This window comes from Halorientalis sp. IM1011, from assembly GCF_001989615.1.
GTDB lineage: Archaea > Halobacteriota > Halobacteria > Halobacteriales > Haloarculaceae > Halorientalis.
The window spans coordinates 2,502,098-2,527,056 of the sequence record NZ_CP019067.1 but is presented as its reverse complement, the minus strand read 5'-3'; the positions used below and the strand labels follow the sequence as shown (position 1 = coordinate 2,527,056).

At 66.2% G+C, this 24,959-nt stretch carries 31 protein-coding genes and 1 tRNA gene; 19 read left to right on the top strand and 13 right to left on the bottom strand.

Going from position 1 to position 24,959, the window contains the following annotated elements; genetic code table 11:
- From rpmC to BV210_RS20640, 10 genes are all read right to left on the bottom strand, one after another.
- Nucleotides 1-213 (bottom strand): 50S ribosomal protein L29, encoded by a 213-nt coding sequence (gene rpmC / locus BV210_RS12965; RefSeq protein WP_077207051.1) that lies wholly within the window; start codon nt 211-213, stop codon nt 1-3.
- Complete coding sequence (locus BV210_RS12960) at nt 210-1,145, bottom strand: 30S ribosomal protein S3 (protein WP_077207050.1); 936 nt, start codon at nt 1,143-1,145, stop codon at nt 210-212. The genes rpmC and BV210_RS12960 overlap by 4 nt, the downstream gene beginning before the upstream one ends.
- Entirely contained in the window at nt 1,145-1,606 is a 462-nt protein-coding gene (locus BV210_RS12955) for a 50S ribosomal protein L22 (protein ID WP_077207049.1), read from the bottom strand. The genes BV210_RS12960 and BV210_RS12955 overlap by 1 nt, the downstream gene beginning before the upstream one ends.
- 3 nt (nt 1,607-1,609) lie before the next feature.
- On the bottom strand, nt 1,610-2,032 hold the full coding sequence (locus BV210_RS12950; protein WP_077207048.1) for a 30S ribosomal protein S19: 423 nt from the start codon (nt 2,030-2,032) through the stop codon (nt 1,610-1,612).
- Nucleotides 2,029-2,760, bottom strand: a complete 732-nt coding sequence (locus BV210_RS12945; protein ID WP_077207047.1) for a 50S ribosomal protein L2 — start codon at nt 2,758-2,760, stop codon at nt 2,029-2,031. The genes BV210_RS12950 and BV210_RS12945 overlap by 4 nt, the downstream gene beginning before the upstream one ends.
- A gap of 2 nt (nt 2,761-2,762) precedes the next feature.
- Entirely contained in the window at nt 2,763-3,017 is a 255-nt protein-coding gene (locus BV210_RS12940) for a 50S ribosomal protein L23 (protein ID WP_077207046.1), read from the bottom strand.
- Entirely contained in the window at nt 3,014-3,757 is a 744-nt protein-coding gene (gene rpl4p, locus BV210_RS12935; RefSeq protein WP_077207045.1) for a 50S ribosomal protein L4, read from the bottom strand. Before rpl4p ends, BV210_RS12940 begins: the two co-directional genes overlap by 4 nt.
- Nucleotides 3,754-4,770 carry a 50S ribosomal protein L3 gene (locus tag BV210_RS12930; protein WP_077207044.1) on the bottom strand — a complete coding sequence of 339 codons (1,017 nt, stop codon included), beginning with the start codon at nt 4,768-4,770 and terminating at the stop codon, nt 3,754-3,756. The genes rpl4p and BV210_RS12930 overlap by 4 nt, the downstream gene beginning before the upstream one ends.
- 7 nt (nt 4,771-4,777) lie before the next feature.
- Entirely contained in the window at nt 4,778-5,653 is an 876-nt protein-coding gene (locus BV210_RS12925; RefSeq protein WP_077207043.1) for a putative RNA uridine N3 methyltransferase, read from the bottom strand.
- Nucleotides 5,654-5,757: 104 nt separating this feature from the next.
- Complete coding sequence (locus tag BV210_RS20640; RefSeq protein WP_253741523.1) at nt 5,758-6,354, bottom strand: hypothetical protein; 597 nt, start codon at nt 6,352-6,354, stop codon at nt 5,758-5,760.
- A 107-nt stretch (nt 6,355-6,461) separates the two neighbouring features.
- Between BV210_RS20640 and BV210_RS12915 the strand changes: the two genes are divergently transcribed.
- Both BV210_RS12915 and BV210_RS12910 read left to right on the top strand, forming a co-directional pair.
- A complete protein-coding gene (locus BV210_RS12915) occupies nt 6,462-6,827 on the top strand; it encodes a sensory rhodopsin transducer (protein WP_077207041.1) in 366 nt (121 codons plus the stop codon).
- A 100-nt stretch (nt 6,828-6,927) separates the two neighbouring features.
- A tRNA-Gly gene (locus BV210_RS12910) sits at nt 6,928-6,998 on the top strand.
- A gap of 99 nt (nt 6,999-7,097) precedes the next feature.
- On the opposite strand, the gene BV210_RS12905 is transcribed toward BV210_RS12910, so the two are convergent.
- The gene (locus tag BV210_RS12905; RefSeq protein ID WP_084802632.1) at nt 7,098-7,517 is read right to left on the bottom strand and encodes a hypothetical protein; all 420 of its coding nucleotides are present in this window, start codon (nt 7,515-7,517) and stop codon (nt 7,098-7,100) included.
- A 185-nt stretch (nt 7,518-7,702) separates the two neighbouring features.
- Between BV210_RS12905 and BV210_RS12900 the strand changes: the two genes are divergently transcribed.
- Genes BV210_RS12900 through BV210_RS12890 form a run of 3 tightly spaced genes read left to right on the top strand, consistent with a single transcriptional unit; the run spans nt 7,703 to nt 10,146 of the window.
- A complete protein-coding gene (locus BV210_RS12900) occupies nt 7,703-8,074 on the top strand; it encodes an SHOCT domain-containing protein (RefSeq protein ID WP_077207039.1) in 372 nt (123 codons plus the stop codon).
- Between the two features lie 45 nt (nt 8,075-8,119).
- Entirely contained in the window at nt 8,120-9,427 is a 1,308-nt protein-coding gene (locus tag BV210_RS12895) for an NAD(P)/FAD-dependent oxidoreductase (RefSeq protein ID WP_077207038.1), read from the top strand.
- 59 nt (nt 9,428-9,486) lie between these two features.
- Nucleotides 9,487-10,146 (top strand): hypothetical protein, encoded by a 660-nt coding sequence (locus BV210_RS12890; RefSeq protein ID WP_077207037.1) that lies wholly within the window; start codon nt 9,487-9,489, stop codon nt 10,144-10,146.
- 7 nt (nt 10,147-10,153) lie between these two features.
- On the opposite strand, the gene BV210_RS12885 is transcribed toward BV210_RS12890, so the two are convergent.
- Nucleotides 10,154-10,750, bottom strand: coding sequence for a DUF6149 family protein (locus BV210_RS12885; RefSeq protein WP_077207036.1), 597 nt, complete (start codon nt 10,748-10,750; stop codon nt 10,154-10,156).
- Nucleotides 10,751-10,912: 162 nt separating this feature from the next.
- Between BV210_RS12885 and BV210_RS12880 the strand changes: the two genes are divergently transcribed.
- The 12 genes from BV210_RS12880 to BV210_RS12825 all read left to right on the top strand — a co-directional run bounded on the left by BV210_RS12880 (nt 10,913) and on the right by BV210_RS12825 (nt 23,170).
- A complete protein-coding gene (locus BV210_RS12880) occupies nt 10,913-12,163 on the top strand; it encodes an NAD(P)/FAD-dependent oxidoreductase (protein WP_077207035.1) in 1,251 nt (416 codons plus the stop codon).
- A gap of 61 nt (nt 12,164-12,224) precedes the next feature.
- The gene (locus BV210_RS12875; RefSeq protein ID WP_077207034.1) at nt 12,225-12,416 is read left to right on the top strand and encodes a hypothetical protein; all 192 of its coding nucleotides are present in this window, start codon (nt 12,225-12,227) and stop codon (nt 12,414-12,416) included.
- A 58-nt stretch (nt 12,417-12,474) separates the two neighbouring features.
- Nucleotides 12,475-12,885: a hypothetical protein gene (locus tag BV210_RS12870; protein WP_077207033.1), complete on the top strand. Its 411-nt coding sequence runs from the start codon at nt 12,475-12,477 to the stop codon at nt 12,883-12,885.
- A 59-nt stretch (nt 12,886-12,944) separates the two neighbouring features.
- Nucleotides 12,945-13,232: a hypothetical protein gene (locus tag BV210_RS12865; RefSeq protein WP_077207032.1), complete on the top strand. Its 288-nt coding sequence runs from the start codon at nt 12,945-12,947 to the stop codon at nt 13,230-13,232.
- Between the two features lie 93 nt (nt 13,233-13,325).
- Nucleotides 13,326-14,195 carry a hypothetical protein gene (locus BV210_RS12860; protein WP_077207031.1) on the top strand — a complete coding sequence of 290 codons (870 nt, stop codon included), beginning with the start codon at nt 13,326-13,328 and terminating at the stop codon, nt 14,193-14,195.
- 53 nt (nt 14,196-14,248) lie between these two features.
- Nucleotides 14,249-14,782, top strand: a complete 534-nt coding sequence (locus BV210_RS12855; RefSeq protein WP_077207030.1) for a DUF5815 family protein — start codon at nt 14,249-14,251, stop codon at nt 14,780-14,782.
- Nucleotides 14,783-15,018: 236 nt separating this feature from the next.
- Nucleotides 15,019-15,246 (top strand): hypothetical protein, encoded by a 228-nt coding sequence (locus BV210_RS12850; RefSeq protein ID WP_077207029.1) that lies wholly within the window; start codon nt 15,019-15,021, stop codon nt 15,244-15,246.
- 194 nt (nt 15,247-15,440) lie between these two features.
- Nucleotides 15,441-17,228: an ABC transporter substrate-binding protein gene (locus BV210_RS12845; RefSeq protein ID WP_077207028.1), complete on the top strand. Its 1,788-nt coding sequence runs from the start codon at nt 15,441-15,443 to the stop codon at nt 17,226-17,228.
- Between the two features lie 4 nt (nt 17,229-17,232).
- Nucleotides 17,233-18,081, top strand: coding sequence for a phosphatase PAP2 family protein (locus BV210_RS12840; RefSeq protein WP_077207027.1), 849 nt, complete (start codon nt 17,233-17,235; stop codon nt 18,079-18,081).
- Nucleotides 18,082-18,203: 122 nt separating this feature from the next.
- Entirely contained in the window at nt 18,204-21,404 is a 3,201-nt protein-coding gene (gene carB, locus BV210_RS12835) for a carbamoyl-phosphate synthase large subunit (protein ID WP_077207026.1), read from the top strand.
- 85 nt (nt 21,405-21,489) lie between these two features.
- A complete protein-coding gene (locus tag BV210_RS12830) occupies nt 21,490-22,143 on the top strand; it encodes a hypothetical protein (RefSeq protein ID WP_077207025.1) in 654 nt (217 codons plus the stop codon).
- A gap of 79 nt (nt 22,144-22,222) precedes the next feature.
- Nucleotides 22,223-23,170 carry a hypothetical protein gene (locus tag BV210_RS12825; RefSeq protein WP_077207024.1) on the top strand — a complete coding sequence of 316 codons (948 nt, stop codon included), beginning with the start codon at nt 22,223-22,225 and terminating at the stop codon, nt 23,168-23,170.
- Between the two features lie 301 nt (nt 23,171-23,471).
- On the opposite strand, the gene BV210_RS12820 is transcribed toward BV210_RS12825, so the two are convergent.
- Nucleotides 23,472-23,882: a hypothetical protein gene (locus tag BV210_RS12820; protein WP_077207023.1), complete on the bottom strand. Its 411-nt coding sequence runs from the start codon at nt 23,880-23,882 to the stop codon at nt 23,472-23,474.
- Nucleotides 23,883-24,109: 227 nt separating this feature from the next.
- On the opposite strand from BV210_RS12820, the gene BV210_RS12815 reads away from it, so the two are divergent.
- Together BV210_RS12815 and BV210_RS12810 are read left to right on the top strand one after the other, a co-directional pair.
- Nucleotides 24,110-24,415, top strand: a complete 306-nt coding sequence (locus BV210_RS12815; RefSeq protein WP_157526011.1) for a DUF433 domain-containing protein — start codon at nt 24,110-24,112, stop codon at nt 24,413-24,415.
- 1 nt (nt 24,416) lies between these two features.
- Nucleotides 24,417-24,761 carry a DUF5615 family PIN-like protein gene (locus BV210_RS12810; protein ID WP_077207022.1) on the top strand — a complete coding sequence of 115 codons (345 nt, stop codon included), beginning with the start codon at nt 24,417-24,419 and terminating at the stop codon, nt 24,759-24,761.
- Nucleotides 24,762-24,959 lie beyond the last annotated feature (198 nt).

The following is a 24,959-nucleotide window of genomic DNA, read 5'->3' as shown; positions in this document are numbered from 1 at the left end:
TTATTCCTCGTCCAGGTCGCCTTCTTCGCGCTGGATCGTCTTGATCCGGGCGATGGCTTTCCTGATCTCTTTGATCTCGCCCGGATTCTCCGGGCGACCACCCGCGGCCTGCACGGCCCGGGTGTTCAGCAGTTCCGTCTCCAGATCCTCGAGTTCCGCCTGCCGTTCAGGCGGCGTCATGTCGCGGATCTCGTCGGTGTGGATGATCGTCATTGCTCATCCTCCTCGGCCTCGTCGGCCTCGTCTTCCATCTCGTCCATCAGCTCTTCCGCTTCGGCCTCGGTGTCCTCGTCGACTTCGGACTCGATGGCGTCGTCGAGTTCGTCGATGTCGACGTCGTCGGGTTCCTCGTCGGGCACCTCGACGTCTTCCTCGACGATCTCTTCGTCGAGGACCTCCTCGGCGACGTCCTCGTCGGCCGGTTCGGCCTCGTCGGCGTCCTCCGGCGGCGCGCCCGTCGAGGGCTCCTCGTCACCCTCCTCGGGTTCGCCTTCGAGGAGTTCCTCGACGCTCTCGCCCTCGACGTCTTCGACGTAGTCCTCGACGTCCGCGTCCTCGTAGATGCGGAAGTCGTCGGGGAGCTGGGCGTTCGGCGGGATGATCTTCACGTCCACGCCGATCGTGCCGAGCTTCATGACCGCCGTCCCCTGACCGTGGTCGACGATGGTCTCTGCGGGCTCACCGTTGTGCTTGATGTAGCCACGGTTGAACTTCTCCACGCGTGAGCGTGCGCCCGTGACTTTGCCCGAGAGGACGATCTCGGCCCCGAGTGCGCCGGCTTCCATGATCCGGTCGATCGTGGTGTGACCGGCCTTCCGGAAGTACCAGCCGCGTTCGAGGGCGTTGGCCAGGCGATCGGCGACGATCCGGGCGTTCAGGTCCGGCTCTTCGACCTCCTGAACGTCGATCTGGGGGTCTTCGAGGTTGAACCGATCTTCGAGTTCGGTCGTGACCTTCCGGATGTTCTTCCCGCCCTTGCCGATGACCATGCCGGGTTTTTCGGCCTTGAGGACGATCTGGGTCCCCATCGGCGTCTTGGCGACGTCCATGCCGCCGTAGCCCGCACGGCCCAGTTCGTCGGCGAAGAACTCGTCGATCTGGGTCCGCTGGAGGCCGTCCTCGATGAACTGGTGTTCGTCAGCCATCAGTTCTCGACCTCCTCGAGGATCAGTTCGACGTCGACTTCCGGGGAGTTCCACTCAGTGGCCCGCCCCATCGCGCGGGGCTTGCGGCCGCGGGTCTCGCCGACCTTGTGGGCGGCGACGTGGATGATCTCCATGGACTCACCGTCGAAGCCCTGGTTGTCGGCGTTGCCGACCGCGTTCTCCAGCAGGTCGAGGAAGGCCTCGCTGGCCTTCTCGGGGAAGCGACCGGCGTCCCAGCCGTCGATGTCGTTGCGGTGGCCGACGCCCGAGTTGTGGGACTTGAAGGGCACCGACTGCTCTTCGTTGACGACCGCTTCGAGGTACTCCGTGGCCTCGTCGGCGGTCATGCCCTTGATCTCGCGGGCGATGGCCTTGCTGTGCTTGTGGCTCATCTGCCGTTCCCGAAGCATCGCTTTCGCCGTCGTGTCCGGGTCCGGGTCGATTGAGTAGCTGATTCCCATGTGTTACTTGAGTGGCACGAACTTCGAGGAGCGGGTCGCCCCGATCCCGGCCTGTCCGTGCTCGACGGATGTCCGTGTGAGCTGGAACTCGCCGAGGTAGTGGCCCAGCATCTCCGGCTCGACCTCGACGCGCTCGAAGCTCTGGCCGTTGTGGACGGCGAACGTGAGTCCGATCATCTCCGGCAGGATCGGCATGTCCCGGAGGTGCGTGCGGATCGGATCGTTCGCGGTCTCCTCCTCGCCGGCCTCGCGGGCCTCCTCGAGCAGCTGTTCTTTCTCGTAGGACAGGCCGCGCTCGATGCTTCGCCGCTGGCGTGCGGGGAGCAGTTCCGCGACCTCGTCGACGTCCATGTCCTGCAACTCCTCGAGACTGTGACCACGGTAGGAGAACTCTCCCTCGTGGCCGATCTGGTACTCCGAACTCATTCAGAACCACCCTTCCCGCCGCGGCCGGTCTTCCGGGAACTGATGTCCCCGACCTTCCGGCCCGGCGGCGCGTTCCGCGAGATGGACTTGGGCTTGCCCGGGTGCTGGCGACCGCCACCACCGAACGGGTGGTCGACGGCGTTCATCGCCACACCGCGGACGTTCGGCCACTTCGTCCCTCGCGCTTTCATCTTGTGGTACTTGTTCCCCGCCTTGACGTGGGGCTTCTCGGTCCGACCGCCACCGGCGACGACCCCGATGGTCGCCCGGCAGTCCGGATCGAGCCGCTTGATCTCCCCCGACGGGAGCTTCACGACCGCGACCGAGCGGTCGTGAGTCATCAGATTGGCGGAGACGCCCGACGCGCGGGCGAACTTCCCACCGTCGCCGGGGTTGGCCTCGACGTTACAGACCGGGACCCCTTCCGGGATCTCGGCCAGCGGCATCGTGTTGCCGGGCTCGATCGCCGCGGAGATACCGACCTGGATCGTATCGCCCAGGCCGATCCCCTCGGGCGCGAGCACGAGGCGCTGGTCGCCGTCGTCGAACTCGACGGCCGCAACGGGTGCGCTGCGGGCCGGGTCGTGTTCGATGTCGACGACCGTCCCGGAGACGACGTCTTTGTCTTCGAGCTTCCGGTGCGACAGGTCCGCCTTGTAGCGGTGTGACGGGGCCTGGAACGTCGGGCCACCGCGACCGCGTCGTTGTCCCTGAATTCGTCGTCCCATGATCAGAACACCCCGATCCGGGAGGCGATCTCTTCGGCGTCGTCCTCCTCGGAGAGCGTCACCGTGGCCTTCTTCTCGCCGTCCATGGTGACCATCGTGTTCACGTCGACGACGGTCACGTCGAACTGTTCGGCGATGGCGTCGGCGATCTCGCCTTTCCCCGCGCCGGTGTCGACGACGAACTGGAGCTTGTTCTCGAAGTCCATCTTGTTCATCGCCTTCTCCGTGACGTGGGGGTAGCGGATGATCGAGCTCATCGGTCGGCCACCTCCTCGAGCGCGCTCTCGGTCCAGACGGTGAGCCGGCCGGGCTGGCCGCCGGGCGCGAGGTCTTCCGCGTTGACCTCCCGCGCGGTCGCCACGTCCGCGCCCGCGAGGTTGCGGGCGGCACGCGACGGCTCCTCGCTGGTGACGAACAGGATCGAGGACGGCCGACGGTACTTCCGACCGCGGGTCTTCCCCTGACCGGCCTTGATCTTGGTCTCGTCGGCGCGCTCGATGTCGTCCTCGAGGCCCAGCGCCTCCAGCACGTCGACGACCTCCTGGGTCTTCACCAGGTCCTCGAAGTCGTCGGAGACGACCACGGGGAGTTCGACGTCGTCGTCGAACTCGTGGCCGCGCTCCGCGACGACCTCGGCGTCGGTCGTGGCCGCGACGGCCGACCGGACGGCGAGTTTGCGCTCCTTGTCGTTGATGTCTTGCGTGCGGTCCTTCTCGGACTTCGGCGGGTGGGCCCGGCGGCCACCGACGGCCTGGGGCACGCGTCGTGCCTGTCCGCCCTCTCGGGGGACGTGGGCCATCCCGCGGCCGGAGCCGAACGACTCGGCCGGCGTTCGCAGGCCGGCGTACTCGTCGCTCCCGTAGTCCTGTTTCCGGTTTGCCTGGGCGGCCTGCACCGCCGACCGGATCAGATCCGGTCGGAGCTGCGTGTCGAAGACCTCCGGGAGGTCGACCTCCCCGTCTTCGCCGCCGTCCAGGGTACGTACTGTCGCGTTCATCCTTGGTTACTCTCCTGAGACACGTAGCGCACCTCGGGATCGAGGCGCGGCTGGTCGTTCGGTCGGACCGCCGGGCGGAAGCGCAGCAGGCGCTTGTCCGGCCCCGGCAGCGAACCCTTCACCAGCGCGTACGGCCCGTCGACCTCGCCGTAGTTGACGAAGCCGCCGTCGACGGAGGGCTCGTCGCCCTCGCCGACGTCGACGAGCCGCTTGTTCAGTTCGGTCCGCTGGTGGTAACCCATCTGCCCCTGCTGGGGGACGGTCGAGCGAACCCGCGAGGGGTTCCACGGGCCGAGGTTACCGATCCGGCGTCGCCAGCCCTGGCGCTTGTGCTTGCCCTTCCGCTTCTGGACGCCCCAGCGCTTGACGGGACCCTGCGTCCCCTTGCCTTTGGTGATGCCGGAGACGTCCATGTACTCGCCCGCGCGGAACACGTCGTTCATCGCGTGTTCGCCGCCCTCGTCGAGCAGATCGAACGCGAACTCGACGCGGTCGGAAAGGGAGCCACCGCCGACGCGTGTCTCCATTACGTCGGGCTTTTTCTTGGGTACGCTGGGGACGGCGTCGGGGACCGAGTGCGTGATGACACGCACGTCCGCGAGATCGCCGTTCTCCAGCGCGGTCTGTACTTCGTCGCGAGCGCCCTCGGCGTCGTGCTCGTCGGGGAGATCGAGGGTCCGGTCGAGTTCCGGGTGGAACTCGTCGGTCCAGACCTCCGTGAGCGGTCGCTTGCCGTAGGGCGTGTCCTCGTAGGCTCGCACGGCGACGGCGCGCATCGGCGGCGTCTCGACGACCGTGACGGGAACCGTCTCCTCCATCCCCTCGCGTGGGGAGTCGGGCTCGTCGTTGATCAGCACGACGTGTGTCATGCCGGCCTTGTAGCCGGCGAAGCCCTGGAGGCTCGGCTGTCCGTCGTCGTCGGGCCAGGTGTTGAAGCGCGGCACTTCACTGGCCGACCGCGAGCGCGGGCCGAAGCCCAGCGAGCCTTTTCGTGGTCTGCTTGGTTGTGGCATGCGTTGGTCACTCCGTGAGTGAGAGGCAGGCGAGCACGGCGAACATCGCTTCTTCCGTTCGCACGACCTCGCTGCCCTGATTCGGAACCGCGTTCAGCCAGAGGTCGAACCGGGACCCATCCGGTTCGTCCGCGGGTAGATCCGTCCGTTCTCGCTCGGTCACTTCGCCGCCCTCGTCGCCGCCCGGTGGGGCGACACCGAGTATCTCCGGGAGACCGCGCTCGGGCGACCCGAACGCGACCGTCATCCCTCGCGGTGCCGTCTCGGCGACGATGTCGCCGAGACGGTCGACACTCAGCTGTTCGCCGTGCCGTGATGTGGCAACGCGAACACCGGCGTCGTCACGCGAGAGCTCCGTCGAGAGGTCCGACGCCTCGACGACGAATCCCGGCGGGGACTCGTCGGCGAACTTGGCGCGGACCGGCCGTCGCGAAGAGACCCTGATGGATACGCGCTCCCCCTCCGCCAGCCCGCCGTCGGGCTCGGGGAGGGAGATCGGGTGTTGCAGTCCGCAATTGACCCGAACGCGTCCGTCAGATCCGACCTCGGTCACGATTCCCTGTCTTAACGACCCCGAATCGTCCGATCCGGAGCCGGTCCGTGAGGCGACGCGGAGCGGCGGCAGGACGCCCGCGTACTCCAGTTCGTCCCGCTTACCCCACGCCTCCTTTCGGAGGTATGGCGGCGTCGCGGCGTACCGCAGCACGGTTTCGACGAACCCGTCACCCCATCGGCCCTCCGCCCCGGAATCGGGGAAGACGACCAGACGATCGACCCGGAACACCGTCGCCGCGCGGGCGACGTAACCGATTTTGCGAGTTGCCTCGCGTTTGTCCTCGGCTTCCCGGGTCAGCGATGACGGCACGAGCACGCTGACTGTCATGCCGTGACGCTTCCACGCCACGCCACTAGACTGTGCCGAATCTACTCTACTGCCAGGTTAAAAAGGACCCGCTTCGCGTGCGCGTTGGGGAGCGTTCACACGGGTCAGCGGTCCGGCACGTTCGACCCCAGCCACGCGCCCAGCGTCAGCCCGTAGATCGCGTGACTCACGTGGAAGATCCAGCGTTCGTCGGGGTCCAGATCCAGTCCGAGCACCCGCTCCAGCATGACCCGGGTCCCGAACACCGACAGGAGCATGGCGTACCCCGTCGCCAGAGCCGTCCCCTGCCACTCCTCGCGGGCGTCTGACCCGCTCGTTCGGGGGACGAAGACCGCCCCGAAGGCCGCCCCCGCTCCCATCCCGTAGCAGAGGTGGAGCACGAGCGCCACCAGGGGATAGTCCGTGGGCTCCCCGTTCCCGACGAAGCGCGCCCAGAACTCCGCCGTCGGCGGGAGCGAGTCGGTGATCGGGATCCGGAACGCGGTCATCACGACCGTCGCGACGGCCCCGCCGACCAGACCGAGACCGAGCGCGTCACGGCGGGAAACCCGACCCGGGGATCCGCCACGCCCGTCGGCTTCGTCAGCGGGTTCGCGGTTCCAGTCGGTCGATTCGGTCGCCGCGGGGTTCGAGTCGGTCACCGACGGCACGTCCACGGCGACGGCGGTATGCGTACTTGCCGCTCGGTCCCCGACTGGCACTGGCCCCTCAGCAGAACTGGCCCGGATTCGGCCGGTGGACATAGCCAGCCTGCACGCGACTCGCATCCCAGACCGTCGTTTATGCCTGTCGGCGTGGAACCGCCGCCATGATCGGACGCACCCAGTGGGCCATCCCGGAGGGGTACATCCCGGAGACCAGTCACGGGCCGCCGGAGATGGAGAGCCACGAGACGATCTGCCTCCTGAACGCGACGGAGGCGGCCGCCCACGCCGAGGTGACGGTCTACTTCGAGGATCGGGAACCGGCCGGTCCCTACGAGGTGACGGTCCCCGCCGAGCGGACGGTCCACGTCCAGTTCAACGAGTTCGAAGAGCCCGAGATCCCGCGGGGGACGGCCTTCGCGAGCGTGATCGAGTCGGATCGGCCGGTTGTCTGTCAGCACACGCGTCTGGACTCTCGGCAGGCCGAGAACGCGCTGTTGTCGACGGTGGCGTACCCGGGAGATTCGTAGGTTTCGTTCGGGAGTGACTGGCACGCCGCCCGGCGGTTTCGGACCGATTCGGAAGCCTTATACCTTCCACCATGGTTACTGTGTGATGTAGTGAAGTAGCGCGCTGGTGGTGTAGTGGTATCACAGGACCCTGCCACGGTCCTAACCCGAGTTCAAATCTCGGCCAGCGCACTTTTGCGACGAACAATTCCGACGAGCGACGCGTAGCGTCGCGAGTCGTCCGTGAGTCGCAAAGTCGCCCAGAGATTTGAAGTAGGACAGAGCTGTCGCTTACTGTCCGGAGCCGGCTTCGGACTCCTCTTCGTGGTCGCGCGCCTCGGATTCGGTCTCGATCTGGACGGTCGTGCTGTCGGACGGAGGGTCCTCGCCGTGGGTGTCGCCGCGGCCGCGCTGGCCGCCGTCGCCGATGTCGACGGGGAGTCGATCCCGGAGGTCGCCGGCGATGGACTCGACGCGGTGGCGGACGGTCTGGGTCTGTTCCTCGAACTGTTCGACGCTGCGGGCGACGTGGTGGACGCGGTCGCGGGGGATCTGGTGCATCAGGTCGTTGCCGTCCTCGTCGGTCCCTGTCTTGAGCATCCAGTGGTCGCGCGCGTAGACGAGTTCCTCGTTGTCGACGGTCTCCGTGACGGTGCCTTCCTCGGGGTCGTCGTAGGTGATCGTAGCCTGACCGAGTTCCAGTTCGTCCATGTCCAGTAGTATCATGCGAGGACGTATAGCCGCTGTGTCAGTGGATCGTTCGAACCAGACAGACAGGTCATCGTGGCTGGATTCGGACTGGCCAGTTCGTGGCTTTCGTTCCGAAAGTGTGACCGCTCGGCTGATTCGGAAACACAGGCGCAACCGGGGTAAGGGACGAGTGCATAGGTACAGGTATGACCCGAACGACGACGCGACTCGCGAGTGTCGCACTGGCGGTCGGTGTCGCACTGGCGCTGCTCCTGGCGACTGGCGGGGTCGCGGCGGGCCACACGGGCGACGACGGGATGCACCATCACGACGGGTGGATGGGGAGCCACGCCGGCGGGATGTGGGGTGGCTTCGGCTGGCTCTGGATGCTCGGCGGTCTGCTCGTCGTGCTGGCGGTACCCGCGATAGCGGTGTACGCGCTGTCGGCGCGGGGCGGGAGCGGAACCGCCACCGGGGCCGACGACGCGCTCACGACTCTGCGACAGCGGTACGCAGCGGGCGAGATCGACGAGGAGGAGTTCGAACGCCGACGGGAACGGCTCTCCGGCGGGGAGTGAGCGCCGAAGGCAACGCACATGTGTTCGCCGGGTGGACGGTGAGACATGATCGGTGTCGTCGGTGGCGGGGTGGCGGGACTGGCCGCAGCCCACCGGCTCCAGCGGGCCGGCCACGAGGTACAGGTGTTCGAGGCGAGCGATGACGTGGGCGGGCTCGCGGCTGTCTACGAGACCGCCGGCGATCCCATCGAGAAGTTCTACCACCACCTCTCGAAATCCGAGGAGACCATCGTCGAGGTGGCCGAAGAACTGGGGCTGGGCGACAGCATCGAGTGGCGCGTGGGGGAGAACGCCTACTACGTCGACGGCGTCGTCCACCCGCTAGACAAGCCCTGGGAGATCCTGGCCTACCCGCACCTCTCGCTGTACGACAAGTTCCGGCTGGCGATGCTCACGATGGAAGTCGACGTTCGCGGCGGGATCCCATCCTTCGACACCTACGACGACCTCGAAGACTTCGAGGACGTGCCCATCAAGGAGTTCCTGCTCGAACACACGACCGCGAGCGTCTACGAGAACTTCTGGGAGCCGCTGCTGTCCGCCAAGTTCGGCTCGCGCAAGGAAGACGTCAGCGCCGCGTGGCTGCTCGGCCGGGTAAAGTTCCGCGGCGAACGCGACCTCCTCAAAGGCGAGATCCTGGGCTATCCCGAGGGTGGGTTCGCGCCCTTCCTCGACGCGCTGGTCGACGCCGTCGGTCGTGAGAACGTCACCACGGGCGCGCGGGTGACCGACCTCGGGACCGCCGACGGGCGCGTCGAGTCGCTGGCCGTGGAGACCGCCGAGGGAGGCCAGAACCACGAGGTCGACGGGGTCGTCGTCGCCGCGATGCCGGACGTGCTGGAGGGGCTGACGGGCTATCCCTGCGAGATCGACTTCCAGGGAACGGTCTGTTCGGTCTGGAGCATGGACGAGTCGCTGACCGACACCTACTGGCTGAACCTCGCCGACGAGGCTCCCTTCGGTGTGTTCATCGAACACACCAACTTCGTCCCGCCGGAGCGCTACGGCGGCGAACACCTCTACTACACCGCCAGCTACGTCCAGGACCTCGACGAAGACCTCTGGGGGATGGACGACGGCGAAGTGGAAGCCCACTGGCGGGACGGCATCGCCGACCTGTTCCCCGACTTCGATCCCGCGAGCGTGAACTGGGTGGAGACCGCCCGCAACCCCCGGACAGCGCCGGTCTACGAGCGCGGGTATCTCGACATGGTGATTCCGTACGACCTCTCGGAGGCGGTCGCCGACGGCGTCACCTACGCCGGGATGGCCAGTCGCGCCCAGTACCCCGAGCGCAGTCTCAACGGGGCTATCGAGGCCGGCTTCGCCGCTGCCGACGTGCTGTCGGAGTGAGTCAAACCGACGTTTGACCCTCCAGAAGACAGGTTATCCGTGGCTGCGTCGGATCGGGCATGAAACGCCGCACGGTACTGGCAGCGCTCGGCGCGACGACGGCGGCGACCGCTGGCTGTCTCGACCGGTCCGGGAACGGATCGACGCCGACCGACACGGACAGGACGGGGACTGGTGGCGGGACTGAGACACCGCCCGGAACGGCGACCGACGAGAGACGGACCCCGATGGCACCTTCCGGTCGATTCGACGGGGCGGACTGTCCGTCCTTCAGCGACGGCGTCGACCGGACGGTCTGTTTCCATGCGCTCGAACCCGGGTCGGCCGAGGTGTGGGTCGAACCCGACCGCGAGGTGTTCGAGCCGACGACCGGCGACGACACTCTGGAGACGATCACGTTCACACTCCACAACCAGTCCGGCGGGCCGTTCGGGCTGAACCCCTACGCCTGGGCGATAGAGCGACGGACGACCAGTGAGTGGGAACACGTCGCCCCCGACGAACACGTCGAACCGTGGACGACCGTCGAAGACGACGGGACGTACACCTGGGAGCTGAGCGTCGAGACCCACCCCTCGGGGGACTGGGAGAATCACCGGACACTGGTCGAAGACCTCGAATCGGGCGTTTACGCGTTCACGATCACGGGATCACTGGGCGGAGACACGGGTGGATCCACCGGGGTCGAGTGCGTCGTGCTGTTCGAGGTGGATCGTTGAACGCTGATCAGTCCGCGCCGGCCTCGTCGGAGTCGACACCGGGGGCGTCCGCCGGGTCCACGTCCTCGGGTTCGTCCTGTCCGCCGACCACGACCTCGCCGTCGTCGGTCTCGACGTACACGTCGTCGGCGAACCCGCCCTCGGCGTGAGGGTGTTCGGGGTCGTCGAGTTTCTCGGGGGTCGACGGGGCGTCGGATATGCCGTCGTCGGGCCGGAAGTCGCCGAGCGGGTCGTCGATGGTGATCCCCCAGCGCTCGAAGAAGTCCGCGTAGCGGTCGTAGTGGTCCGCCAGTTCGTCGCCCGGGAACTCCATCATCTCCGTCCAGCCGTGGTTGTAGAAGTCGAAGTTGGCCTGGACGTGGGTGATCTCGCGGGCCTTCGCCTCGGTGTAGCCCGAATCCAGCGCGGCGACGTAGGTGTCCATCGTGGCCTCGAAGAAGTCGTCGAGGTGGGCGCGGCGGGCCTCGCGGTGGACCGCGTCGGCCTTGTCGAGGAAGATGGAGGTGTGGAGGTCGACCAGACGGTCCTCGACCCGCTTTCCGATGACGGGAGCGGTCAGTGCCTTCTTCGCGGCCCAGTGGCGGACGTTCTGGCGGATCTTCATCTCGACCCATTCGTAAGGACGGGATGTCCTAAAACGTCCCGGGTTCCCGTCGGTGACCGGTTCCGGACCGGTGTGCGGGCGGACCACGAGATGGGACGGTCGGCGACGCGAAACTCTCTCGGATAGCAATGCACATTAGGCCCGGTATGCAAACGACGCGTTATGAGCGCGTCGCACGTAATCATCGGAGACGGTATCGCGGGGAGTTCCGCGGCGGAGACCATCCGGGAACAGGACCCCGATGCCGACATCACTGTCGTTACCGAGGAGGGTGAGGCGCTGTACAACCGAATTCTCATCAAGGAGTTCGCCAAGGGGAAACTCCCCGAGGCCCCCATCTCGATCCACGAGGAAGACTGGTACGCCGAGCGGGACATCGACCTCGCACTCGATACGGTCGTCACGGGCGTCGACACCGACGCCAAAGTGGTCCACACCCACGACAGCGGCGACATCGAGTACGACAAGCTACTCCTGGCGAGCGGGGGGACGCCCACACAGCTCCCGGTCGACAACTCCGACGCCGAGGGGATCCACCACTTCTGGACCTTTCAGGACGCCCGGGCCATCCGCGAGCACGCCGACGAGTCCGACACGGGCATCGTCGTCGGGGCGGGACTGCTCGGGATCGACCTCGCGGCCATCTGTGGCGCACAGGACATCGACGCCCACTACCTGATGCGGGGCAACCGCTGGTGGCGTTACGCCCTCTCGCTTGACGGTGCCGAGATCATCCACGACGCGCTCGAGGAGAACGGCGTCACGCCCGTCTTCGATTCAGGCGTCGACCACTTCACGACCGACGACGACGGCGTCGTCACCGGTGCGGTCGACCCCAACGGCGAGGAGTTCGAGGGTGAGTTCGTCGGTGTCGCCATCGGCCTGAACTTCAACACCGAGTTCCTCCGGGACACCGACATCGAACTCCAAGACGGCATCGTCGTCGACGAGTACATGCAGACCAACGTCGAGGACGTCTACGCCGCGGGTGACGTGACCCGGTTCTACGACACCATCCTCGACGACTACACCCAGAACGGAGCCTGGGGCTCGGCCAAAGAACAGGGCGCGGTCGCCGGGCAGAACATGGTCGACGGTGACGAGGCCGAGGAGTTCCGCTGGGTCTCCTCGTACTCGATCACGCACTTCGACTTCCCCTTCCTCTCCTTCGGTCACCCGACGCTGGGCGACGATCACGCCGAGCGGAAATACTCCGACACGGAGTGGCGGCGACTCGCCTTCAAGGACGGCAAACTCGTCGGCGGCGTCCTCATCGGCGACCTGGCACCCCAGTCGAAGTACAAGCAGCTGATCCGCGAGGAGCGGGACGTCGCCGACCAGAAGGAGGTCCTGCTCGAACAGAGCGTCGATCTGGAGAACCTCGACGCGCCCGCTGCCGCCGAGTCCGAGTAATTCACCGATCACCCGCGACGGTCGGACCAGCTTTTTCTGACGGTCCTTCGAACAGTTTCACATGCCTGGACGCCCTGCGGAATCGCGGTCTCTCCGGATCGTCGGCGCGCTCGTGGCGCTGGTCGCCGTGATCGGCTTCGCCGCGTTCGACTGGGAGTGGGGCGGCGGCGACCCGCTGCCGACGCTGCTCGGGGTCGCCGCTGCCGCACTCGCCGTCGGCGTGACGCTGTATCGACGGCTCGATCGAGGGTGACGCCCTCGCGAGCGGCGGTATCGAAGGCGTTTTCTCCGGCGCGGGCCGAGCGGGGGGTATGAACGGCGGGAGCAGCGACATGACCCTTGCCTTCGATCTGAGCGCGCTCAAGGAACTGGCACACCCCGATTCGGTGTTCAACGACGCGCGCCAGTGGAGCGAGTACGTCGGCGTCGTCTCGGAGAAGCCGACCTACGTCGTGACCAACTTCACGCGCAAACACCGGATCCGCCAGGACTTCTTCTCCGGCCCCCGGGGTCGCGAGGAGAGCCTCGAAAACGTGAAGGGACAGTTCGAGACCGAACGCCACGTCTTCGTCGGCACCGACGAGGACGACGAGGCGCTGGCCGAGGCCGCCGGCTGGGAGTTCCTCCACGTCGAGGACGCCGCCGAGGCCGCCGACTGGGAACTGGGCGAACCCGACAGCCCCGACCAGCAGGTCGAAGACAGCCGCGACGACTGGCCCTGAATCCGGCAACCCTCGCTCTCGCCCGTACGACTTTTTCGATCGGCGTGGTATCGACAGCCGTGACCGACAGCAACGTCACGGTCGACGTGGAGGTAGAGGTGGAGGTCGACAGTCAGGAACTCGACGTCGCGGTCGGCGACGCCCGGGAGTTCGAGGCCGAACTCGACGCGCCCGGCCTGGAGATCGAGGTCGAAGCCGAGGTCGAGGTCGCGGGCGACGAACCGGCGAGCAGCCCAGACGAGTACGTCGAACTGGACGCCGAGGACGAAGCGGGCGAGGCCGAAGACGACGAACCCGAAGCCGAGGAGAGCGAGTCCGGGAGCGAGGACGAGGAGGCCGGTGGGTAGTGACGGCAGGGCCGGAGCCGACGACCACGGCGTCTATCGTCCGGGTCCGTCCGCCCAAAACGGTTTGGTCGATCGGAGCACACGTTCTCCCGAATGTCCCTCGACATCGAGCGGGCCCTCAGCGACGGTCTCGACCGGTTGCTCACGCGACCCGGCGCGTATCTCGTCGGTGCGTTCCTCGTACTCGGGGTGGCCAACGTCGTCGTCGCACAGTCACTGACTGAGCTCGCGGCCGAGTTCGTGATCGAGGAGTACGGACAGGAGCTGGCCGAAGCGGGCTCGCTGGACGAGTTCCGGAGCCAGGTCGGCATGTCGCCGTTCGCAGTGGGGCTCTCGCCCACGCTGCTGGCCGTGGCGTTCGTGGCACTGGCGTTCGTGGCCGAGGCGGTCGGCATCGTCGCGGTTCGGGTGTTCGCTGCCGCCGATCCGGAGCGGCTGCCCGACGGAGTCGCCGACGGCCTGCCGCTGGCGACCGTGAACGGGTTCCTCGCTGGCATCGTCACGTTCGTGATCGTCACCGTCGGGTTCGTCGTCGGGCTGATCGGCCTCATCATCGGCGGGTTCGTCCTGGGGGCGTTCCTCGTGGTCTCGCTGGTGTTCGTCCGGCAGGCGGTGGCGCTGGACGACGAGAACGCGATCGGGGCGCTCGGCCGGAGCTGGGACGTCGCGAAGGGGAACCGCTGGTACCTGTTCGCACTCGTGCTCATCCTCGCCGTCCTCGGCATGGTTGTCGGCGGCCTGGGCGGGCTGGTCGCCGGACTCCTCGGTCGGACGGTGAGCACACTGGTCAACGCCGTGATCGGCGCAGTCGTGGGCGTGTTCGGCATCGCGGTGACCACGCGGGCCTACCAGCAACTCCGCCCGACGGGCGATGCCGGGACGGGCGTCGACGGGGCTGGAGGCGACGGAACGGGTGTCGACGGCGACTGGGAGACCTCGGAGAGCCGGAGCGACGGGTACTGAGCCGCGTCGTCGACCCGCGGCGTTTAACCGGGCGCGAGTCGTACGCGACGGCGATGGCAGAACCGCGCGTGCCGGGCGGCGAGGACGACGACCTGGAGTTGGCCTGTGGCCAGACGCTCAGCCCCCGGGAACTCGACCTGGGCGTCCGGGAGTTCGACTGTGACTGCGGCGACGCACACGGAGTCGTGATGGACGTCCACCCGCTGGGACGGTTCGTCCCGGAGTCGCTGGCGGACGTGTTGCGCGCCACGGTCGAACCCGCTGACGAGTTCGACGAGTTCACCACCGCCCACCTGATGGGGATGGTGATCGAGGAGTTCCCCGGTCGGGTCGAGAGCGCCGACCTCTCCGACGACGGTGACGTGGGCTACAGCGCCGTCTGGGTCACCGACTTCGACTCGCGGGAACTCCACGAAGTCGTCGTCGAGTTGCTCGTCGAGTTGATGGAACACGCGATGAGCCACGCCGGCGACGACGACGCCATGTCCGAGTTCGAAGAACAGATGCTCCAGTTCGACGTGAGCGAGTTCGTCGAGATCTACCGCGAGCAACGCGAGTTCGAGTCCGAACACGACACGGCCGCCTGAATCCTGAACGGCACCGCCCGGGAGACGGAATTACCCGTCGCCCTCCCCCTTCGTCGCACCCGACGCGCCCCCAGTCCGTCGGGAATCTGTTGATTCTCCACCACTTCCGGCGGTGACACTGGTCGTATGACGGGAGCCGACACGAACGAGGAAGTGCCGTCCGGGGGTTTTCGCCGAACGGCCGTCAGACGGGCGTCTGACGACATTTAATGTGATAGTAGGGCATGCGTATGTGTATGCGCTTACGTCAGGGTCGGTTCGAACGCATCCGCACCGTCCTCGACGAGGCGGACGCCGACGAGCCACTGACGGCGCGGGAGATTCTGGACCTGCTGGACGAACACGGCGAGGAGTTCGACAGCGCGCACCAGATCGCGACGGTACTGGGACGGCACGCCGAAACCGGCGACGTCGAGGTCATCCGCGACCGGCCCTACCGGTACCGCTTCCAGGACGGCTCCTGAACGGGCGCGTCGCCGCTCGGCTGCGTCCGGGGTCCGGTACCGGGTCGTTCGGGTGCCGGCCGGCGACAGTGTTCCGACTCGTAGCGGTATCGGTAGGTGAATCTTGCCAGTCCTCACGTTGGGTGGAACACGAACAGAGGGGTCCAGAATACATAAGGGATATAGCGGGGACGGCTAAACGTAACGACAACGCAATGTCGTCCGGCAGAGATGGCGTGACCAGGCGGCAACTCCTCGCCGGCGGCGCGACGGGCGTGGCCGGCGCGAGCGCCGGCTGTCTCGACCGCCTCCAGTCGCTTCTGGGCTGGCGGGCCAGCGGCCAGACGACGCTCCGAATCAAGACACTCCCGGCGGATACGGATCCGTACGCCCTTCGGCTGGCGCGGGCAGTCGGGGAGTGGTTCCAGACGGCGGGGGTAGACGCCCGGGTCGTCCCGACAGCCGAGGACGAACTCCGCCGGCAGATCCTCGTCAACCACCAGTTCGACCTGTTCGTCGGACGGATGCCGGATGTGCCTCGGGAGCCCGACGCCCTGTACTCGCTATTGCACTCGACGGGCGCGCAGTCCCCGGGCTGGCGCAACCCCTTCGGCTACTCGAACGCACGGGTCGACGACCTGCTTCAGCGGCAGCGACGCGTGACGGGACAGGAACGACGGGACGCGGTGACGACGCTCCAGCGAACGATCGCGCGCTCCCAGCCGTTCAGCATCCTCGGGTTCCCGGAGACGATCCGGGCGGTTCGGACCGACAGGTTCACCGGCTGGGAGCGGGCGGATCTGGATTCGCCGATGGGGTATCTGGCGCTGGAAGCGACGCCCGAGGCCGAATCCAGTCCTCGCACCCTCCGGATCGGGACGACCTACGGGCAGGAGATCCAGAACCTCAATCCGCTGGCGGTGCGCTACCGCGACAACACGATCCTGACGAACCTGCTGTACGACCCGCTGGGGCGGGCCTACGACGGCGACCGGATCGAGCCGTGGCTGGCCGACCGCTGGTCGTTCGAGCGCCGCGACGGGGAGCTCCAGGCGACGGTCCGGTTGCGGCCCAACCAGCGCTGGCACGACGGCGAACCGCTGACCGCCGACGACGTGGCCTTCACCTACGAGTTCGTCAGAGACACGTCGACGCCGGACAGCGACTCGTTCGTCCCCGTCCCGCGGTATCACGGACAGGCCAGTCTGGTCGAGAGCGTGCGGGCCACGGACCTCCGAACCGTCGAGTTCACGTTCGGGGACTGCTCCGAGCAGGTCGCCCGGCGCGCACTCACAGTGCCGGTCCTGCCCGAACACGTCTGGCAACAGCGCCGCCGGCCGGCGACCCTCGGCGGCGTCGACGTGGGCGGGGAGGTGACGGAGGCGCTGGTCACGAACAACGTCCCCGCGGTCGGGAGCGGGCCGGTGGCCTTCGAAGAACAGCCCTCGGGCGTCGAACTCGTCTTGGGTCGGTTCGACGAGCACTTCCTCCACCGGACCGACGCCGGGGAGTTCCCGGAGTCGATGGCCGGCGGGCTCCCCTTCGATCGGCTGGTCGTCCGTGCCGACGTGTCCGACGGGATCGTCGTCTCCTCGGCCGCCGACGGGACCATCGACGCCGCGGTCAACGGGATCGGCGTCGACAGCGCGGAACAGATCGTCGGGGCCGACGAGCTCAAGTTACTGACTAGCCCGTCGAACTCCTACTACGTCCTGGGGTACAATACGCGACGGACGCCGCTGCACAACTACCAGTTCCGACGGGTTCTGGGGCAGTTGATCGACCGGGGACACCTCGCGGACGAGGTGTTCGACGGGTACGCGACGCCCGCGGCGAGCCCGCTCGCCGGGACGGACTGGGTCCCGTCGGACCTCGAGTGGGACGGCGACCATCCGCTGCTCCCCTTCCTCGGATCGGACGGACAGATAGAGTCCGAACGCGCCCGACGGGCCTGGGGCGAGGCGGGCTACCGCTACGAGGGTGGCAACCTCGTCGGACGGTGATACCGTGAGCCTGCTGGAACTCTCCGCGCGAGTGCTCGGGGTCGTCGGGGCGATGCTCGTCGTCGCCTCGCTGGTCCTCGTCGGGCCGGCCCGACTCCGGGCGACACGCGAGAACGTCCGGGAACGTATCCGTGAGGCCGGACCGGCCGTGGCCGTCCTGGCCGCCGTTTTGCTGGTGAACAGCCTCATCCGGGACGTGAGCGGCGACCTCTCGCAACTGGTCGGCGTCCAGATCACCTACCGGATCTACGCCATCGAGGGCGAGCTCGTCGCGCAGATCCAGTCGATCGCCTCGCCGGTTCTGACAGCCTACTTCTCGAACGTGTACGTCTACGGCTACGCCTTCCTGATGATCTTCCCGCTAGTGGCGTACTTCACGCTCGACGACCAGCGGCCGATGCGGGAGATGACCATCGCGTACATCCTCAACTACGGGATCGGGCTGATCTGTTACCTCGCGTTCATCGCCTACGGCCCGCGCAACTTCATGCCCGACGTGGTCGACCCGCTGTTGTACCACCACTGGCCCCGCTCGCAGTTGCTGACCAGCGAGATCAACCGCAACACCAACGTCTTCCCCTCGTTGCACACCTCTCTGTCGGTGACCGTCGCGCTGATGGCGTACCGGACCCGCGACGCCTACCCCTACTGGTTCCCCGTCGCCGTCTTCGGCGCCGCCAGCGTCGCCATCTCGACGATGTACCTGGGGATCCACTGGGCGACCGACGTGGTCGCCGGCACCGTGCTGGCCGTGTTCTCGGTCACCGCCGCCGAACGAATCCGGGCGTTCACGGACCAGCACGACGGGTCGGTCCGCGAGCGCGTGCGTGTCCTCGCCGTCTGGCGGGACTGAACGCGCCGGTCACGGTGACGACCGTCCCGTGTGAACCTGCCACAATACGAATTTCGAAATTCGGTTACGATGCTCGCAATCTATCGCCGGGCTTATTACGATGAGCGAACTGGGAACGGACAATGACAGACGGATCAGAGGACCGCACGATTCTGTTGATCGGGAGTGGGCCGATCAAGATCGGACAGGCCGCGGAGTTCGACTACTCCGGTGCGCAGGCCTGTCGCGCGCTCCAGGAGGAGGGGGCGCGGGTCGTGCTGGTCAACTCCAACCCGGCGACGATCATGACCGATCCGGAGATGGCCGATAAGGTGTACATCGAGCCGATCAACACCGAGGCCATCGCGGAGATCATCCGGAAGGAACAGCCAGACGGCGTCATCGCCGGCCTCGGGGGCCAGACCGGGCTGAACGTCACGGCCGAACTCGCCGAGGAGGGCGTGCTCGAGGAACACGACGTGGAGGTCATGGGCACGCCGCTGGACACCATCTACGCCACGGAGGACCGCGACCAGTTCCGCCAGCGAATGGAGTCGATCGGCGAACCCGTCCCCGAGTCGGTGACCATCGAGTCCATGGACGAGGTCGAGGACGCCGTCGAGGCCGTCGGCGGCCTCCCGGTCATCATGCGGACCACCTACACGCTGGGCGGCCAGGGGTCGGGCGTCATCGGCGACATGGACGAACTGAAGGAGGCCACCCGGAAGGGACTCAGTCTCTCACGCGACAATCGCGTGATGATCACCGAGTCGATCGACGGCTGGATCGAACTGGAGTACGAGGTGATGCGGGACGCCGACGACTCCTGTATCATCATCTGTAACATGGAGAACATCGACCCGATGGGGATCCACACCGGCGAGTCCATCGTCGTCACCCCCAGTCAGGTCATCCCGGACGAGGGCCACCAGGACATGCGCGACACGGCCCTCAAGGTGATCCGCGAACTCGGCATTCAGGGCGGCTGTAACATCCAGTTCGCCTGGCACGACGACGGCACGCCTGGCGGCGAGTACCGCGTCGTCGAGGTCAACCCCCGCGTCTCTCGCTCCTCGGCGCTGGCCTCGAAGGCGACCGGCTACCCCATCGCCCGCGTCACCGCCAAGGTCGCGATGGGCAAGCGCCTCCACGAGATCGAAAACGAGATCACGGGCCAGACCACCGCCGCTTTCGAGCCGGCCATCGACTACATCGTGACGAAGGTGCCCCGGTGGCCCAAAGACAAGTTCCGCGACGTGGAGTTCGAGCTCGGGCCGGCCATGAAGTCCACCGGCGAGGCCATGGCCATCGGCCGGACCTTCGAGGAGTCGATGCTGAAGGCGCTCCGCAGTTCCGAGTACGACCCCGCCGTCGACTGGGCGGACGTGAGCGACGACGAACTCGAATCAGAGTATCTGGAGCGGCCGACACCCGACCGCACCTACGCCATCTTCGAGGCGTTCGAGCGCGGCTACTCCGTCGAGGAGGTCAACGCCCTCACCGAGATCCGCGAGTGGTACCTCGAACGGTACAAGCGCATCGCCGATTCCGCCACCGCGGCCGCGGCGGGCGACTTCGCGGCCGCCGCCGAGGAAGGGTTCACCGATCAGGAGATAACGGCCATCGCCGGCGGCGAGTTCAACGACACCCACGCCTCCTGGCTCCCCGACCGCGACGAGGCACAACAGGTCGACAGCGAGGAGGTCGAGGCCGATGGTGGAAGCGTCACCGTCGAGCAGGTCGACGCCGAGACCCCGGACCGCGCGTTCAAGCAGGTCGACACCTGCGCGGGCGAGTTCGCCGCCTCGACGCCGTACTACTACTCCGCCCGGGAACCGCTCTCGGGGCTGGGCCGTAACGAGGTCCAGGTCGACACCGAGATGGAGAGCGTCGTCGTGGTCGGCGGCGGCCCCATCCGGATCGGGCAGGGCGTCGAGTTCGACTACTGTTCGGTCCACGCCGTCCAGGCGCTGGAGGCGATGGGCATCGACGCCCACGTCGTCAACAACAACCCCGAGACCGTCTCGACGGACTACGACACCTCCGAGGGCCTCTTTTTCGAGCCCATCACCGCCGAGGAGGTCGCCGACGTGATCGAGACGACCAACGCCGACGGCGTGATGGTCCAGTTCGGCGGCCAGACCTCCGTCGACATCGGCGAACCGCTCGAAGCCGAGATCGAGCGCCGCGGCCTGGACTGTGAGATCATGGGCACCGCCGTCGAGGCGATGGACCTCGCGGAGGATCGGGACCGCTTCAACCAGCTCATGGACGATCTGGGCATCGCTCAGGCCGAGGGTGGTACGGCGACCTCCGAGCAGGAGGCCCTGGAGATCGCCCGCTCGATCGGCTACCCCGTCCTCGTGCGCCCGAGCTACGTGCTGGGTGGGCGCGCGATGGACGTGGTCTACAACGACGAGGACCTCGAGACCTACATCGAGGAGGCGGTTCGCGTCTCTCCGGACAAGCCGATCCTCATCGACGACTTCCTCGCCGACGCCGTGGAACTGGACGTGGACGCCGTCGCCGACGGCGACGACGTGCTCATCGGCGGCATCATGGAACACGTCGAAACTGCAGGTGTGCACTCCGGCGACTCCGCCTGTATGATCCCACCGCGCTCGCTGTCGGACGACGTCCTCGAACGCGTCCGCGAGGTCACCGAAGACATCGCGACGGCGCTCGATACGGTGGGCCTGCTCAACGTCCAGCTCGCCGTCAAAGACGAGACGGTGTACGTGCTGGAGGCCAACCCGCGCTCCTCCCGTACCGTGCCCTTCGTCTCGAAGGCGACGGGCGTGCCCATCGCCAAACTCGCCGCGAAGGTCATGGCCGGCGCGAGCCTGGAGGAACTGGACGTGGACGAGCAGATCCCCGACCAGGTCTCCGTGAAGGAAGTCGTCCTGCCCTTCGACCGCCTGCCGGGCAGCGACCCGCGGCTGGGCCCGGAGATGAAATCGACCGGTGAGGTCATGGGCACTGCCGGCTCGTTCGGCAAGGCCTACCAGAAGGCCCAGATGTCCGTCGGCAAGCCGATTCCCACCGAGGGCAACGCCATCGTCGACCTGCCGGTGATCGGCTTCGAGGACCACTTCGACGTGGAGGATCTGGAGGACGCCGACATCGAGGCAGTCAAGTCACGCCTGCGCGACGGCGAGATCGACCTCGTCGTCTCGCGCAACCGCGAGATCCTGGAGGTCTGTGTCGAGGAGACGATCACCTACTTCTCGACCATCGAGAGCGCCGAGGCGGCCCTCGAGGCCATCGAGTCCTCGGACCAGCCGCTGAACGTGCAGGACGTGGCCACCCGTCCCAAGGACACCCGCGACTGGGGCGACTACTGAGGCCGCGACGCCGTCGCGACCCGCTTTTCTCCGTTCGCTCTCACGTTGCAGTAGCCATTTCACCGACTTCGTGGTATATCCCCGCATGGAAGGGGGACTGGGACAGTCACGGAGCGTCGGGACCGCATACACCGAGTACCTGCTGGACGGGGCGCTGATCGGGGCCGGCGCGTACGTGGCCGGCTACCTCGTCACCGTCCTGTTCACGGTGCTCGACGGGTTCGAGGTGGCCGGCGACGTGCCGGCATGGACGGCGATCGGATGGGTGTTCTACGGCGCGCACAACGTCCCGATCGAGACGAGCGGCGGGGCCGCCGACGAACTGTCGACCGAGAGCGCGAGCGTCTTCGAACTGCAGGGTGCCGTCGCCGCCCCCATCTCGGAGCTTTCGAGTACGGTACCGCGCGTCCTGTACCTGCTCGTGCCGGTGGCCGTCCTGCTGGGCGCGGGATACGTGGCGTACAGGGTGGCAGACGAGCGTCGACCGGGGCCGGTTCGTGCGGCTACACTCGGGGCGTCGGTGGTGATCGGCTACCTCTCGCTCGCCGTCGTCGGCGCGTTCGTCTTCGAGCACTCGCGTTCGCTGACCGTCCAGGGCCGGACGGCGCTTTCCTTCTCGGCGGGCCCGGACCTCTTGCTGGCGGTCGTGCTCGCCGGACTGGGCTACCCGCTCGTGCTCGGAGCGATCGGTGGCCTGCTCGCTCGGCAGGGCAGCGCGAACGACCAGGCACGGATCTGACTCGACTCTGGGGGTGTGAGATAACAGTCTCTAAGTACCCACACAGGTTATCGGGGAGACGTGTCGGAGGGGACGGGATATGCTAGATAGGGACAACAGTACGACGCGGATCGTCTCGGGAGTGGTCCAGATACTCGCGATCGCGGTGGTGGGGATCGTCGTGAGCGTGCTCATCGCGGCGTTCACGGAGAGCCTGGCGGCGGCGCGGACGCTCGCGACGATCGCGGGCGCGCTGGGGACGGTCGTCCTGCTCGTGATCGTCGGCTGGTACGCCAGACGGCTTGAGGAGGCCACGGCCGAGAGCCGGAAACTCCGCCGTCGGCCGTACGTCAAACGCATCGTCGCGACGGGGATCGACCGGATCCTGGAGTGGCTCACGACAAACCGCGACCGCTGGGATCGGACGAACCCACCGGCCGGGATGCCGACCTACCCCGAAATCGAGGACACCGGGGTCCCAGACGACGTGGTGGCCGACATCTCCCGGGACTACCCCGATCTCGTCTCGGACGTGAGCGCCTTCCTCACCGCCTCCCGGGAGTACCGCGACGCCTGGCAGGAGCTCCACACCGACCTCTCCCGGATCGTCGACCACGCCTTCGAGCTCTCGGACCCCCCCGAGGTCATCGACGACGTGGTCCCGCAGAACTACGAGGGCGCGGCCCGCGCCGAGGGCGTCGACCCGTGGGCCGAACCCAACGAGTTCGTCGACGACCACCCGCGCCTGTTCGCCCGCCTCGTCCTGACCAACCCGGAACCGTCCCTGAACGGAGCCGCCTACCTCGACACCGAGGATTACGCCGTCCTGCTGGTCGACGAGTTCCGCCGCGAGTTCATGAACCTCCGCGGCGAGGACGAGATCGCAGACCAGATCGACCTCGTCCACCGGAAACTGGAGACGCTCAAGGAAAACGACGAGAACATGGAAGAACGCCTCCAGGACGTGCGCAGCCAGTACCTCGACGAGTACGAGATCATGGAGACCGAACTCGGCGAGATCAGGGCTGGCGGGCGGAGTGCGGTGTAGTGCGGTCGGAACGAGGTCTGGGGTCCACGGGCGCGTGGCATAGGCGATGCGCGCCGACTCGTCCATGCTCGCGACTCACGACGTGCCCGTCGAGGGGATTACCGAGCCGGTGACCGGAGATGAGTGGAATTGGGTCGGTCGAAAAATCGCTCAGTGTATGTGCGAACTGAACAGCTGGTTCACTCCATCAAATCTAGAAAGAAGGGCACCTGCTCTGCTCTTACTCGGAACTAACATTAGCCAGCTGAATCATAGATTGCGAATCTTCGATACTTACGGACTTCCGCAAAACGAGAGAAATTCAACTACTAATCATCTCTTTAGGAGGTGTAAATTGGTATGTGAGCCACAGTGAAGCGGTTAGAGCGAGCACTCCGGCGCTGACCCAGATCCATATGGGGACAAGCCCGTAGATCTGTATCTCGATATACCAGATGACCCGGAAGACGATGGTGAGGCTGCAAATCATCGCGATTGCTGCTATTGCTGGCCGTTGATTCCCTGTCCGATACGAATAGACACCCGCCCCAATTATTCCGAGTCCGACAAGTCCCAGAATAACTTCGACCATGATTACGAAGGCTGCGATCGGCCCGGATTCAAAGAATGCCAGTCCGAGAAAGTGGATCGGCAGTACGATTACGAGGGTACCTACAACAACTGCTAAGAGACCCCAAAATCTCCTGCTTGTAGATTTGCTGAATCGTCTCATAATTCGAAGGAAAATCCTATAGCAAAAAGTTTTGTGTAGTGAATGACATAAACGGCAGGTTATGGCTCCTCGGTATTACGTTGTGGCCGAAAGCATCGACACCAGTTTGTTGAATGGACATCCTGTACTGAACGATAGGGCGGTATCTGTACTCCCATCATTGAGCACTCTGGGCTGACTTCCCGTACCGGCAAAGACTGAAGGCCACTGCAGTGGTATTCTACCCTATGTCGAAGCAGATGAATACCGTTGTCTCAGGTGACGAGTCAGAGATTCACGACGAACCCCACATTCAGGGCCGACGAATCACCGTCAGCCACATCCACGCGCTGGTCGAAGAGCGCGGCCTCGACGCGCAGACGGTTGCGGACCGCTTTGACCTTACCGCCGCGGACGTCTACCACGCACTGGCGTACTATCACGACCACCCCGAAGAAATGCGAGCGGTCGAAGAACACCGGCGAGAGCTTCACGACGCCGCAGAAGAAGACCCCGAAATCGTCACCGGCCCCGAAGATCTGCCGGAATCGTAGTATGCAGGTGTCGTTTTTGCTTGACGAGAACATCGCGGCTCCGCTGGCCGACAAGCTCGACAAAGCTGGCCACGACGTAGAGCGTGTCGTCGACGTGGGCGAGTTGGGCGAAGGCGTCGACGATACCACAATTCGCCTGTACGCCGTCCAAGAGGGCCGTCTCATCGTCACCAGTGACGACGACTTCGTCCAGATGTCGGCTGACTCACACAGTGGCGTGTTCTATGTCCCCGACCAGTCGCTTCCCCCGCACGAACTCTACCATATCATCCAGCGGGTTCTCGAAGCATTCCCCAATCGAGAGACATTGGATACAGTGACGTACATCACTCCTGATTGGTTGTGACCCCGGACCAAGTGAGTAGGCCCTAATTCATCTGTACTGAGCACCAGCATCCGCGCCGAGCAGGGCGGGACCGAAGGTCCCGCTGGCAGCCGGCGCGTCGTCGTTCGAAAGGCGCTTCGCGCCTTTCGTGATGACGAGAGAGCTTTGCTCTCTCGGACCACGCCGGCGACGAAGCGAGGCGCGGTTCACTCGACGCGA